Origin of the sequence: Hahella chejuensis KCTC 2396 (genome assembly GCF_000012985.1) — a bacterium.
GTDB classification, from domain to species: Bacteria; Pseudomonadota; Gammaproteobacteria; order Pseudomonadales; family Oleiphilaceae; genus Hahella; species Hahella chejuensis.
Genome location: NC_007645.1, coordinates 3,432,676 through 3,445,792, shown reverse-complemented (window position 1 = coordinate 3,445,792; position 13,117 = coordinate 3,432,676). Strand labels below are relative to the sequence as shown.

Annotated in this window: 14 protein-coding genes and 2 pseudogenes; 5 read left to right on the top strand and 11 right to left on the bottom strand. The window is 47.9% G+C overall.

What is annotated here, in order from left to right; translation table 11 throughout:
* Positions 1-49: 49 nt before the first annotated feature.
* Both HCH_RS32395 and HCH_RS15070 read right to left on the bottom strand, forming a co-directional pair.
* Positions 50-1,669 carry a sensor domain-containing diguanylate cyclase gene (locus tag HCH_RS32395; protein WP_011397179.1) on the bottom strand — a complete coding sequence of 540 codons (1,620 nt, stop codon included), beginning with the start codon at positions 1,667-1,669 and terminating at the stop codon, positions 50-52.
* Positions 1,670-2,126: 457 nt separating this feature from the next.
* A complete protein-coding gene (locus tag HCH_RS15070; protein WP_011397178.1) occupies positions 2,127-2,645 on the bottom strand; it encodes a hypothetical protein in 519 nt (172 codons plus the stop codon).
* 546 nt (positions 2,646-3,191) lie between these two features.
* Here HCH_RS15070 and HCH_RS15065 point away from each other — a divergent pair.
* Positions 3,192-3,491 carry a hypothetical protein gene (locus tag HCH_RS15065; protein ID WP_011397177.1) on the top strand — a complete coding sequence of 100 codons (300 nt, stop codon included), beginning with the start codon at positions 3,192-3,194 and terminating at the stop codon, positions 3,489-3,491.
* 51 nt (positions 3,492-3,542) lie between these two features.
* The gene (locus tag HCH_RS15060) at positions 3,543-4,280 is read left to right on the top strand and encodes a hypothetical protein (RefSeq protein WP_011397176.1); all 738 of its coding nucleotides are present in this window, start codon (positions 3,543-3,545) and stop codon (positions 4,278-4,280) included.
* A gap of 43 nt (positions 4,281-4,323) precedes the next feature.
* Here the strand turns inward: HCH_RS15060 and HCH_RS15055 are convergent, their stop codons facing one another.
* Positions 4,324-5,106, bottom strand: coding sequence for a transglutaminase-like domain-containing protein (locus tag HCH_RS15055; protein WP_011397175.1), 783 nt, complete (start codon positions 5,104-5,106; stop codon positions 4,324-4,326).
* Positions 5,107-5,129: 23 nt separating this feature from the next.
* Complete coding sequence (locus tag HCH_RS15050; protein ID WP_041598685.1) at positions 5,130-5,984, bottom strand: transglutaminase family protein; 855 nt, start codon at positions 5,982-5,984, stop codon at positions 5,130-5,132.
* A 257-nt stretch (positions 5,985-6,241) separates the two neighbouring features.
* Between HCH_RS15050 and HCH_RS15045 the strand changes: the two genes are divergently transcribed.
* Entirely contained in the window at positions 6,242-6,562 is a 321-nt protein-coding gene (locus HCH_RS15045) for a BON domain-containing protein (protein WP_011397173.1), read from the top strand.
* Positions 6,563-6,933: 371 nt separating this feature from the next.
* Here the strand turns inward: HCH_RS15045 and HCH_RS15040 are convergent, their stop codons facing one another.
* The 3 genes and pseudogenes from HCH_RS15040 to HCH_RS15035 all read right to left on the bottom strand — a co-directional run bounded on the left by HCH_RS15040 (position 6,934) and on the right by HCH_RS15035 (position 8,048).
* Positions 6,934-7,572, bottom strand: a complete 639-nt coding sequence (locus HCH_RS15040; RefSeq protein ID WP_148212581.1) for a substrate binding domain-containing protein — start codon at positions 7,570-7,572, stop codon at positions 6,934-6,936.
* Positions 7,573-7,632: 60 nt separating this feature from the next.
* Positions 7,633-7,677, bottom strand: a pseudogene (locus HCH_RS35225) (hypothetical protein); the annotation flags it as partial.
* Positions 7,678-7,724: 47 nt separating this feature from the next.
* Entirely contained in the window at positions 7,725-8,048 is a 324-nt protein-coding gene (locus tag HCH_RS15035; protein WP_337998591.1) for a substrate-binding periplasmic protein, read from the bottom strand.
* Between the two features lie 400 nt (positions 8,049-8,448).
* On the opposite strand from HCH_RS15035, the gene HCH_RS15030 reads away from it, so the two are divergent.
* A complete protein-coding gene (locus HCH_RS15030; RefSeq protein WP_011397168.1) occupies positions 8,449-8,700 on the top strand; it encodes a hypothetical protein in 252 nt (83 codons plus the stop codon).
* Positions 8,701-9,184: 484 nt separating this feature from the next.
* Here the strand turns inward: HCH_RS15030 and HCH_RS15025 are convergent, their stop codons facing one another.
* Both HCH_RS15025 and HCH_RS15020 read right to left on the bottom strand, forming a co-directional pair.
* A complete protein-coding gene (locus HCH_RS15025) occupies positions 9,185-10,411 on the bottom strand; it encodes a hypothetical protein (RefSeq protein WP_011397167.1) in 1,227 nt (408 codons plus the stop codon).
* A 128-nt stretch (positions 10,412-10,539) separates the two neighbouring features.
* Complete coding sequence (locus HCH_RS15020) at positions 10,540-10,998, bottom strand: LytTR family DNA-binding domain-containing protein (protein WP_011397166.1); 459 nt, start codon at positions 10,996-10,998, stop codon at positions 10,540-10,542.
* Positions 10,999-11,007: 9 nt separating this feature from the next.
* On the opposite strand from HCH_RS15020, the pseudogene HCH_RS33820 reads away from it, so the two are divergent.
* Positions 11,008-11,185, top strand: a pseudogene (locus HCH_RS33820) (arsenical-resistance protein); the annotation flags it as partial.
* A 43-nt stretch (positions 11,186-11,228) separates the two neighbouring features.
* On the opposite strand, the gene HCH_RS15015 reads toward HCH_RS33820, so the two are convergent.
* Together HCH_RS15015 and HCH_RS15010 are read right to left on the bottom strand one after the other, a co-directional pair.
* Positions 11,229-11,876 (bottom strand): nucleoside-diphosphate sugar epimerase, encoded by a 648-nt coding sequence (locus tag HCH_RS15015; RefSeq protein WP_011397164.1) that lies wholly within the window; start codon positions 11,874-11,876, stop codon positions 11,229-11,231.
* A 66-nt stretch (positions 11,877-11,942) separates the two neighbouring features.
* Positions 11,943-13,070, bottom strand: a complete 1,128-nt coding sequence (locus HCH_RS15010) for an MBL fold metallo-hydrolase (protein ID WP_011397163.1) — start codon at positions 13,068-13,070, stop codon at positions 11,943-11,945.
* Positions 13,071-13,117 lie beyond the last annotated feature (47 nt).

Here is a 13,117-nt window from a genome sequence, read left to right as displayed (position 1 = left end):
AGGGGAGGAAGTCATGTCGCCCAATTTTCGAATCTGACTAAGAAAATCGTTAATGCTTTGAGGAAATATCTACGACTACAGATAATTCATCTTCATATATAATTCGGTTCCTTCCAGTTCGTTTTGCGCAGTACAGCGCATCATCCGCCTGTTTTAATATTTCACCAGGGTCTCTTGTTTCAGTTTTCAATGTGGCGACCCCCATGCTGCAAGTTATATGAAAAGGATCATTTATGTAATTAAACTCAAGCAATGATATGTCTCTATGCAGCCGAAAAATAAAGCTTCTGACATCTGGATCTAACTTCTCTGGCAATATAATACAAAATTCCTCACCACCAATCCGGGCGACAATATCTGAAATTCTTAACGAGTGCTTTAAAAATGATGCAAGCTTTATTAAAACTTCATCTCCGGCGCCGTGTCCTTTATTGTCATTGACTTCCTTGAATTTATCAATATCAAGAAGGACTAATATTAAGTCGGACTTATAGCGCTTTGCACGGCCAAATTCATAACTTAATCTATTTTGGAAGAAACGCCGGTTATGTATGCCTGTTAAAGGATCGCGCAAGGCCATTTCTTTTAGTTCTATATTTTCTTTGTCCAGCTTATCAATCGCTCCGAGAATTTTATTAAATCTTCCGGTAAGCTTGTTTATTTCAAATATTCTTGTGGTGTTTTCTTTCTCGGGAACATTGCTGGCGGAGAGGTTTTCAGTGTACTTCATCAGTCTGTCAATAGGCTTTGAAATATACGAGCTGATCGCCACTCCGAATCCAATTGAAAATAGAACAATCATTGCTTCTATTGTAAATAGGTTGAACCTTTCTGTATTGATCAGGGATAACACTTCTTCTTTATTTATCTTTACTACAACTCCCCAGTCAAGTTCAGGCAGATATCTCGTCGATGCTATTACTATTTCCCCTTTATAATCAGTGGTATACCTCAGTATGCGCTCATTACCTAACATCGCCTCTTTGATAGGCGTCGAATCTAAAATATCTTGCCATGAAAGTCTCTTTACGCTCGCCATTTTAGATTCTGGTGATAGCACTAACAATATGTCGCCATCCTGTCTGACTGCAAAAAGATGTTGCTCCGTACTGCCCAAAAGATGTGTGGCTTCGCGAATAACTTCAGTGATAGGGTAGCTAACATTGACTATTCCAATTACATAATCGCCTAGAACAAGCTGTAGAGAGATGCAAATATAATACGCCCCCTCTTTAGCGACTATATTCACTGATTGTATTCCGTTAAATGAATCCGGAGTATTCAGCTCTTTTGCCTTGCTGGAGGTCGAAGCTACGAGGTTGTATTGGTTGTCGTATATAGAGATGCTTTCAATGTTTCTCCCTCCCAATTTAGCATCAAATATAATTCTCCTAATGAGAGATAGCTCCTTTGATTTTTTATCTTGATTCCATTTGTAAAGGCTTGTGCGCATCTGGGTGCGGCTAGATATCAACTCCGTCCTGGCTGTCAGGTCATTTATAGAATTACGAATATTGTTTTTATAAGAAAGAGACATTTCAGAAAGCCGCTTATCGATTTTCCCTCTATATTGCTCTGTGATAAAGCTATTTAAATGAAGCAAGGTGAACAGTAGCGGCAAGGAAGCGACCAAAGTAAACGCCAAAACCAGCAGGTATCTGAGCTTCATTGGCTTCTCCCTGCCACGGCAAATTTAAGCGTCAACTTATCATCTTGTGATAGTAGTGAATAATTCCAGGGGGTACAAACTATTTTGTTATCTTTTTCAGGGAATTGTTTTTTTACTTAAAAGCGAGGGGGATTAATGGCTACACGCTTACTGTTTTATAGGACTAATTCGTTTAAGAATTATTTTTGTGTGACGGATGGGAAACTCTGTTTGGAGCGCTTCCTTATTCTTGCTGGTTATATGGTTGCTATGGAAAATATTAACAATCCTTATATTTGAAGGCGTCATCTTTAGAATAAAACGAAGAAAAATCAAGTGTAAGGCTTACATTTCCGCTCGAACTCGATCTGGCATCTTATGTCGAAATAAATACGCCAATAACAATGTTGCAATTTTGAGTCACTTAAGTTTCTGATTATCCTCACATCGTATAGATATTGACCATTCCGCGTCTCCATTAAAAGGCAAGCCGTTCAACTTTCAGTAGAATATTCACCAGTAAAGCGTCGCTGCTTTTCTGTACTGAGTCGTGGCCGGAATTCGCATTTGCCAAGACGTTACAATCCGAAAGCGTGGGTTGAGAAAACCTGATTTTGCCCAACATCAATTGATGCGATACGCTCGTTACACAAGAGCCAACCAAAAGACAACCAAGGTCAAGGTAGAGCTCATCCTCATTTTGATCAGGGACAGAATCAAGTCCCACAAACTGCTCTAAATGATGTGCAGTCATGTCATGAATTCCTACTAAGCCTTCGCCTTTTAAGCCGCCTGAAAAACTCTGCTGGATAATAACGCTACGGTAATAGCGAAAATAAAGTTCCGGCCTTCGTTCATGAGCAGGCGTCAGGACAAATAGGCGAGGGACAGATAGGATGACAAAATGGTTAACCAGATTCGCAAGTCGGCAGGAACTTTGTCCCATGGCGATATTGACGACTTCATGAAAAGTATCGAGTTGTTCTTTCGATAGCATACGTGCGCCTCCTCAATTGTGAGAAGTAAGAAAGAATGTTTACTCGACCGTCATGTCGAGTAAGGCAACGTATACGGGCGCTACTTTCAGAAAACTCTTCGGACTATGGGAAGCTTCTTGGGACATCATGAAGTCTTCACTCCTAAATTCTATTTTTTTAGTTGGGTGTAGCTACCTAATTTTATGAAGGATTAGTGAGGAAAAATAATCAGCAGGCGTTGCCGCAATGTCGCTACTGAATAATCAGCTGATCACGGCTAGCCGCTACGCAGGCGCATCCATGCGCCTGATTATTAATAAATCAAGCGTCGCAAATAAGGGACATCTTTACTCTCACGACCCCCCACTTATACCGAAGCAGGCTATACTTCGCTGATAACAAGGCAAATAATTATTCTGGCGCCGAAGTTGTATTTGTCTATACGCGAGATAACACGCATGGGAAGCCGCAGAGGCAAGGATAATTTTGAAGTTGCTGATAATGGAGAAGGATAAATCCAGTGCGGACTAAAATCGGTTTTACCGAGTCACAGTGAGGTGATCATCATGAATAAACTCAATGTTGTCTGCTTGTCGTTGCTACTGGCTATTACCGCAGCCTGTACGGAGCCGGATAGGGAAGGGCTGTCCTCGGATGCTAACTTTGCGAGCCTTGATGCAAACCAGGACGGCGTCATAGATAAACGAGAAGCCAACACCAACGTGGAATTGCTCAATAACTGGGCCGCCATTGATCTTGATCAGGACGGAGCTATCAACTCGCAGGAATATATTATACATGCTGGTGAGTCTACTGCGGCGGGGCGAGAAACGGACAAGGATCTGGATACTCGGCGATATCGATAGCAAAAACGATGGTGGCTTCAATAGCGCTCTAACGGCGTCAACGGGATCTATATGCAGTACAAATGTATTGCCTGTTTAATGGCGTTATTGGCTCCGCTTTATACATCTTTTAATTTTTGCTGGGCGAATGAAAAAAAGTTGGTGCTGGCCGTATCGTCCCAATTGAGCCAATCGCCGCAAATAGAGGTCTATACAAACTTCTACTCCGAGGCGTTTCGTCGTATTGGTTATGGTCTTGAGCTAAAGGTCTTCCCCTCTGAGCGTAGTGGCGCTCTGGCGAACTCTGGATACGTGGATGGTTTACCTGGTCGAGTTAAGGATTATAACTCGCATTATCGCGACCTCATCCGCGTAGATGTTCCTTTATGGACCATGGAATTTGTCGCTTATTCCAATGTCGCTTTGAGGTTGGATGTATTTGGGTGGGAAGCCCTTGCAAAGTCGATTTACCGAGTAGATTGCCGCATTGGCGTAATTCGGTGTGTAAGCATGCTATCGAAACCACTAAGCAATAGATTGGAGCTGGTCTACAGCGCAGAATCTGCGCTCAAGCGACTACAGTTGAGAAGGAGCGATGTCTATGTGGACTTGGCGACAATCGTCGATCCTTTATTACGAGAAGAGAAATACGCTTCAATGGGTATTAAACGGGTGGGCGCGGTCGAACTTGTTGAGAATTACCTGTATCTGCACAAGAAGCACCAGGCCCTGGTTCCAAATCTTGAAGTCGCATTAAAGAATATGAAAGAGGAGGGCTGGTTAAACGGTGATCCTCCCCACAAAGATTAGATCAGAACAATCTGTACGGTGCGGAACAGAATCTAATTTTGTTTTACGCCAGCGCGACGCACACTTTTTGCTCAATAGGAAATACGGCTGGGCCAAACTGGTTATAGATCGCCACATCGGCTGCGTCCCTGCCATAGCCAATCGCGACGTAGCCGCCTCGTTTAGACATTTGAGTTGCGTCGAAGGTATACCAGCGTCCGGCAACGAAGGCTTCAAACCAGGCGTGTAACTCCATAGGGCGCAAGGCGTGCAAATACCCCACCACCATGCGGGCGGGAATGCTCAGGCTGCGGCAAAGGGCGACGCCCAGATGGGCAAGGTCTCTGCATACGCCTACCTGATTTTTATTCACTTCGATCGCTGACAGCGGCGTTAAGCTGCTTCCTGGTTGAAATTTAATGGTTCTACGTAGCCAGCTTTCAATTTCCGCCACCTGATCGTAGCCGGGGTCCTGATTCAAGGTAATTTCACGCGCCATGTCATTAAAACAGTCAGACTCGCAGTATCGGCTGGGCAACAAGTACTTCAGGACATTGTCGGGCAGGCGTTGGACGTCGATAAAGGCGCCGCCGGGCTCCTCGTCAACATGATCGGAAGTCATGATTCTGGCGGAAGTATGGATTTTAAACGTCCCAGGCGGCGCCACCAGTCTCTGACAAAGATTGCCGTAGTCGTCCGTAAATTCGAAAACGGGAACGCTTGGGAAGAGTAAGTATTCTTCGGAGGCGATCCACTGTTGCGCGCCGCTTCGTGGGCGCAACATTAAGATAAATGGCGTGGGAACTGCGATGTCGAATAGGAGTTCACAGCTTGTTTTTAACCACATTGGCGAGGTCTCGGGAAGGAGGTTTAAGTGATGTCCGTTACCCGGACATTCACCTCCATGGATGAACCAGGAACGCCAAAAAAGTCGCCCGCGATAGGAGGGATCGATTCTGGCAATCTGGCGACAGCGACAGCGATGTGCTCAGCTCCGACAATCGTTCCCCGGGTGGGGTCAAAGCCTTTCCAGCCGGCGCCGGGAATGAACACCTCCGCCCAGGCGTGCGTGGAGCCCGCTTGCATCGACATGCCGTTGACATAGATGTAACCGCTGACGAATCTGGCGGCGAAGCCCAGCCGTCGGGCGGAGGCCATAAAAAGGTTGGCGGAATCCCGACAGGAGCCTGAGCCAAGATAGAGGGTGCGTTCCGCGCTCTGAACGCCTTCCTCCTCGCGTTTGCGATAAGCGATAGTTTGGAAAATGCGATGGTTTAACCGAAGCAGGAGACTAATTGTCTGAATGCGTTCTTCATGCCGCCACAGCTTGTTGATCCAGTCGGACAGCCCAACGTTATCAGCGCCGCACGCGTCATTGAGGTAGGGCGCGAGCACCGCTCTGTCTTCATCCAAATAGTGAAATGGATAGTCCACGGCGTAGTCCGCCACCAGGAAATCAAGAGGAGCCAGGTCGTATTTCTGTATGAGGACTTCACTGTATATTCTCAACCGTTTCACTTTGTCGATAAAACTGGCGATGGAAACGGAATTTCCCTCCACGTCACGATGCCAGCGCAGGGTCGCAGGAGGGGATATATCCAGCCTGGAGGACTCAATCCGCAATTCATGGCCCTCTCTGGGACGCAGCCGCAGCGTATGCGGGTACAGTTGCACCAAGCCGGAGAAGGAATAGGTTGTCTCATGCCCGATCTTGTATCGCTTCATACCGAAATACGCCATCCTGTGTGGTGAGGTGAGAACGTCAGAATCGGGCGCCAGCCGTCTTGCGGACGAGGGGCGGTGAAACCGCAGTATATTAATCCGGCAGGCAAATAGCATCCTTCTATTTGCCTGCAACGACAGGGCCTGCACATGTCAGGCCCTGTCTCACATACAGGTCAGTGCGGTAGCGCACCGACTACCGTCATTCTCGAGTATATGCTCGTCTTTCCAATGTGAAACAGGTAACAGGAGGTGCAGACATGGACAAAAATAAAGTTGAGGCCGAAGACGCTTCGCCAACGGCGGCCGCAAACTCAGAAAGCTCGACAAAAGAGGCTAACAGCTTCATTAAAGACAGCTGGATAACCATGAAGGTTAAATCCTCGTTGTTTCTCGACAAAAAGTCGCCCGGACTCAGCGTCGGAGTGTGCACTAAAGACAGTGTGGTGACGTTAACCGGCCACTTGCACAGCGCCGGTGAACAAATAGCAGCAGTGAAAGCCGCCAAGAGCGTGCGCGGGGTAAAAAAGGTAGAGACGAAAGGCCTGACCTTTGATCCCGATGTCGTCATGAGACATTAGACGCCGAATACTTGGGCAAGAAAACACTGCTCCTCTCAGCCTTGTCTTGGCTGTACCTGAAGGGGGTGTCAACAGGCGAAATAATGGAGGAAGCGCTGTCAGAGTTGGACAAGTTTGCCCAGCGATGGGATGAAAAGTATCCTCAGATCAGCCGTTATAGCGCCGGTTTTAGTCCATACATTTCGATAATTCGCCTGACGACGCCGTCTTTAACCAAGCTAAGGAAGGTTTGCCGTAAAGCGTAAAACGGCAAATAAGCGAATACACAAGCAGATCAGAACCGTGGGTGAGGTCAGATCTCGGTTAAATGCTGAGTCAAGTGCTCAATCAGGAAATCCACCGCCAGTTTAACTTTAGGTATCTGATACCTGCTAGATCATGTAGAGGCTGGCCTCAGCGCCACGACGAACGGATATTGGTTGGTTCAAAGTAATGGCTTCCAGTTCGCCGCGGTTAATAAATGATTTCAGCCCCCATTCGGGCAGTAACACCAGGCCGCGATGTTGGCGCGCCATTGCCACCAAGGTTTCCCCATCGTTGCTGATAATAAGGGGGGAAATCGGCACTTCATACCATCCACCAGCGTCCTGACCATACCATTTAAGGACTGAATTTGGCCCTCGGTAGAGTAGGGCTGGGTGATCCTGCAGGTCCTCCAGAGTGCGGGGCGCCCCATGGTTTTTTAAGTACTCTGGAGAGGCCGCCAGAAGATACTTGTGGCTGTGGATTTTATGGGCTATCACTCGTTCCTGAGTCAAAAGGCTGCTGCGGATGGCAATATCAATGCGATCGCGGCCCATCTCGACAACGGCATCATTAAAATACAGATCCAGCAGAATATCCGGATAGCGTTGGTTAAATGCAATTACTGCAGGTCGCAGCAACTGGCTAAAACTTGGTAGCGCGCTAATGCGTAGCGTGCCGCTTGGCGTTCTGCTATGCAGGCCGACCATTTCCTCGGCAACATCAAGTTGAGTCACCCCTGCACGGACCTGCTCTACGTAAATCATCCCTATCTCTGTAAGACGCACTGTGCGTGTCGTGCGATGCAGCAACTCCACACCCAGATCAGCTTCAAGGTCGGATATGCGACGGGAGATGGAGGACGCCGGCACGCCGAACGATTTTGCCGCCCGAGAAAAACTCAACGTATCTGCGACTTTTAATAGATAGCGATCTCCTCCAATGCTCTGGAAGCTGCAGAGGGGCCGTAGGCGCCCACTGTGTAACCATCCAGATCAACCGGGGCAGAATATTTCAGGCTGGAGGAAGTGGGTACAAACACACCGTAGGCGGATTCGATGATAGGCTCGGTCACATACATATACTTTTCGCGCTCGGGAAGTTTGACAACCGCGAAAAGGCCGTCCACATCACCATCCTCCGTCATTTTTAATGCACGTCGCCAAGGGAACGCTGACAGCTTGCATTCAATCGCCATCGACTCGCAAACCACGCGTATGGTATCGGCCATCGGCCCCGCCACCACTCCATTTTAGTTGGGCGTCCAGTTAGAACCAAAGGAAGCGCAACTCAGAGTAATAAAGCCATTATGTCCACTAATGTCAATTAGTGGACATTGCATGTATGACGAATATTGCTGCTCGCACGGTTTTATTCGCGTTCACCACCCAAAAATCCCAAAACTCACCAACCGCAAAACTATCCAAAGCAAATGACCTGACCAGGCATTATCTTTCACCAGCAAAAGTTATTAGGATTCACGCTCGCACCAGCATCTGTGTTTGAGGCCAGCACGCACGCAAAGGAGAAAACATTCGTGTTTGATCATGTGTGTTTTTTATGGTTTTGAATTCACATGAGCAATTCCTTCAAATTTCGGCTATAGATTACTTTTACAGACACGCTTTCTTTTAGGAGACATCATGACCATTTTTACGCGCACCATCGCATTCCAGTTAACTGATGATCAGATAAGAACCTTAAGCATTCCTCCGGACGAGCTTGATGATGATCATTTCTTTCAGGAACGAGTGCTAGATTTGCCGGAATATGACGAAGGTCCATTCATTAATGCGGCTTTAGAGGAATTTAATAGCAGGTTTGTACGACCTAGGCAGGAGCAGGATATGCGTATTGAAGACTTTGTTGTTTTTCCAAGAGTAGTTCAACCTTAGATCGCTCTCCCATCCATAAGTGCGCATAATATATATTATGTTAAATTAAGTATTGGGATTCGGCAGCGCATGCCACATCAAATTTGATACTCACAATTTGCGCACAGGTCCTGATTCAAGCCATCCAGTTCAGCCAGTGCATGTTGAAGCGCTCTTCAGGAGACGGCCTGGCAAGCACGTCATGCCAGCCATGTGAAACACGGAAAAAGAGATCGCTCGTTTTTCCGGATTCATCATTCGTAATATTTAGGCTGGTGGCCTTAGACTCTTTTAATTGGCGGTGCTTGTTTCGTGGACTGACTTTATCATCTTACGCAGGGTTTGTTGATTTGCCGCACTTCAGCATCACTTACAAGAAAATTCTAGGGCATGCTCCATCCGCATTTTTCCACAAAAATAATCCATTACAGGTAATGTGCGCTTAAAGAAATTGTAAGGGCTCTGTGAGTGACGCCTGGCTGAATATCAAGATATGCAGCAGGCGTCAGAGTTCGAATATCGACGCCAGAACCCGACCTTTGATTGCGTCGTTTTCCACCACGTAGTCCAGAACTTTCGCCACCGTTTCGGCGTCCCAATCCTGAACTATTTTCTTCTTATGTTTGGCGAGGCGTTGGCGAATCCATGCGGTATCATAGTCATCATCGCCTTCGCACCATTGTATGTCAGCTTCACAGAATCCGACGGCGGCTAAAGCGGGATAGAAAACATTCAGACAAAGCACGTCATAAATAACGCCTAGCAGCGTCTTAGAGTCATACCAACTTAAAGGTTTTTTGACTTTGCGACTGATCTGCTTGAGCTCCGCTAGATAGAAATCGTCCACTTCCTCGTCGTAATGACTTGGCAGCAAGACGCAGCAGGCGCTGATATCGCCATTCTGCGTCTCGCCATGACGCCGGTATAGACGATATGTCATTGGCTGTTGAAACAACTCTGGTCGATCCAACAGGATGCGCGTTACTCCGTTATCCTCTTCTCCAGCGACCGAGATATGAGACGCCATCTCCTTGGCCAGGGCCTCAAAGTAAACGTCCAGCCTGTAATTGAACAGGCCCGTGCTAATTTGGAACAGCTTTGTTTTCCATACATCGTCAGCTACATAGTGATCCAAAATAGCGTGTAGCAAATCTGGCTTGTCCGCCAGTTTGGAAAATCGCTTACGAAGCGCCTTTTCAAGATATTTGTCGTTAAACGCCCGCAACGAGGGCCCAATGTCGATATCGATATGCTGCTGATTCAGGCGTATGAGTTCTTCCCTTAATCCCCTCAACTCTTTATTCAGCAGGTAAGCGTATATCACCCATGGAAACTCAAAGTGCCATTCGCAGTGTTGCGCTTCTGTAAGCTTCCATTTGATGCCTAGTTGTTGCAGCAATGATTGGGCATTTTCAGGTAAGTTTTCGACCCCGATGGGATAGCCTTCTTGCTGTGGGGATATGCGAATTCGACGACTGCTGTTGGTGAACTGGAAACAACCACTGCCCTCTTCCATCTCACGCATTTTAGTCAGCTCCAGGTTGCTCAACCTGAATGTCGGGGTAATCGAGATGGTCAAACAGTTGTGTTCGTAAAATTTATCTTCGCGCAAAACGGCTTCACGCACATAGTCCTTCATCCTCCGCGCGTATACATCGGCGCTAATGGAAGGCGTCGTCAAATTACATTCTGGTTTGAATTGTTGGCTTTGCGTCTTGTTGTCTTTCGCCACTGCGCCCTCTCACTTTTCGTACCCGCTAGCGACAGTGTAGCAAAGCGTCACAACAACAGGTTGTATGAATCTGACATCAGGTTCGGAGTCGTTCTCTGGTCAAGCGTCAAGGTCGGATTGGCGAAAGCCTAAGTAAACAAGTGCGCCAGTTTCTGACGGAGTACTTTTACCCTCGCTCTGGCGACAGGCAGCGTTATCTCCTTACCGGACGCGTCTTTCAGTACTAACTGATAATCACGTTCGTGGCGCGCTACGCTCTCGGCAAATAGCGGATTGATCATATAGCTGCGGTGGATCTGGATGAGGTGACTGTCGTCAAAGTACATCCCCAGTGAGGATAAGTTGGCGCGCACGTCAAAACCGTCTTTTCTGCCGCAATTGTCGTACACCGTACAATATGGCGGCGCTGACTGGACGAATACAATTGCGTTCAGGTTTTTCTCCAGGCGGTTTACGGCATCGAATAGATAGGCGTCCGCAATCAGTTCTTTACTCTGCCTAAAGTTGCGTTGCGCTTGCTCATGCAAGCTGCGGATGTAGTGACTTTCAACTGCCGACAGGCCCCCGGTAGCGATTGACTTCGTCAATAGGATAAAATCGCAGCACCGGCATGCCTGATAGGGACCAGCTGTGGCGGTCGCGATTTCCTTGTTTGGCCTGCATTCCGGGGCCGCTCTGGCCACAGTTGTCGGTGTCCTGGTGGAAGTGCCGGTGATGCTGTCACTGGTCTATTTTGCTAACCGCACTCGTCATTGGTTTGCGTACCGGGTATAGGAAGCTACCACCATGCATCTTGTCCTACCAATCCCATCGAGTTTTAAGGCCGCTGCATCGAACCGGATAGTAAAACCGATTTACCCTTGGAAGTTGGAACAGCGGTCAGCAGTGCTTTTGCAACCGCCGCCGCTTTGATCGGCTTGTAGTTTGACGGAAATAGGAAACCAACCGCCTTACCAAGCACAGATGCAAGAATCTCCCCCCGCCGGACCGGTTGACCGATAGCCTCCCGATCCCCAACAAGCATAGATGGGCGTGCAATAACCAAACTTTCGAACTGCATTTGAGCCAATGCATTCTCAAGATCTCCTTTGACACGGCTGTAGAAAATTTTCGAGCCAGAATCAGCGCCCATCGCACTCACCAGTCCCACTTTTCTGGCGCCTGCCATCTTTGCCGCCTTGGCAACCGCCAGATTGGCATCGAAGTCGATAGCACGGAAGGCTTCTTGACTGCCGGCATTTTTTATTGTCGTTCCCAGAGCAAGATAGACCTCGTCCGATGCTGGCAGCGGAGGTAGCGCGGTAAAGTCGACTACATGGGGAATCAGTTTAGGATGCTGAATTGTTGGAACTCTACGGCCCAGGCTGTGCACTTCAGCCACCGTTTTATCGTCCAACAGCCCCTTAAGAACCTCCTCCCCTACCAAGCCGGTGGCTCCTGCAATGATCACAGTTCGCTTTGTCATACGTCGATACTCCTCTTTGAGCGGATGCGATGCTCCTCTCCATTGACTCTGAACTCTATCATTGTCTTACTCCATTGCCATTTCGGATGCGTTTTCCTGTTGCACTGGGTCATTGCTCATCTGGCGCCACCACTGCGATGCGACATGCAGCGCTTGTATACTTAGCATTTCTCCCATACGCGGTGTAGTCAGCGCTACGCCTTGCTTCCTGGCCAATTCAGCGATGCGATCAAACGGCTCATACCAAGTGTGCATCGCCAGATCAAAGGTGCCGTTGTGAATAGGAAGCAACCAGCGGCCACGTAGATCTGCATGCGCTTTTATGACGTCTTCCGGTTGTATGTGTATATCTGACCATTTCATGTCGTAGGCGCCGCACTCGATCAGAGTAATATCGAACGGCCCGTATTTCTCGCCAATGGTTTTGAAGCCATTAAAATAGCCCGTATCGCCACTGAAAAATATCCGAAGATCATCGTCAATGATGACCCAGGACGCCCACAGCGTTTTGTTCTTGTCCAGTAACCCGCGACCGGAAAAATGCTGAGCAGGAGTAGCGATAAAACGCACTCCGGCAATATCAGTGAATTGCCACCAATCGTGTTGTTTGACCTTATGTGCGTCAATGCCCCAATCGATTAGTCGGTCGCCAACACCGAGTGGCGCCAAGAACCATTCTGCTTTATCAGCCAGCGCCAGGACGGTTTCATAATCGAGATGATCATAGTGATCGTGTGAGAAAATAACCGCCTTGATCGCCGGCAAATCCTCTAACGCTATAGGAGGAGCATGAAAACGCTTCGGCCCCATCCATTGCACCGGCGAGGCGCGTTCGGAAAAAACCGGATCTGTCAGAAAATAGTTGCCATGCAGCTTCAATAAAACAGTGGAGTGGCCGAGCCGATACAGGCTGCCATCCGGCGCAGCCGACAGCATTTCCTGAGTCATAATCTGCACCGGTAGCGGTTTACTCGGTACAGTGTCCTCCCCTTTGTTAAATACAAAATCCCAATAGATATTGAATGTTTTCACAAAGCCGGGAGCTTGCCTTGGCCGAGTGTTTTCAAAAGCATTCTGTCCAGCCTGCGGTGAATCAGCATAAGGAAAGCTCTGGCAGGATGACATACTTACGGCGGCGCCTACGACAAGGCCGCCAAGCACTAAATACCGGTAGGGAAACTTCATTATCTTCATTGGTATGCTCTTTCTCCGAAGTGTTTAACAGACGAGGCTGTCCCTCT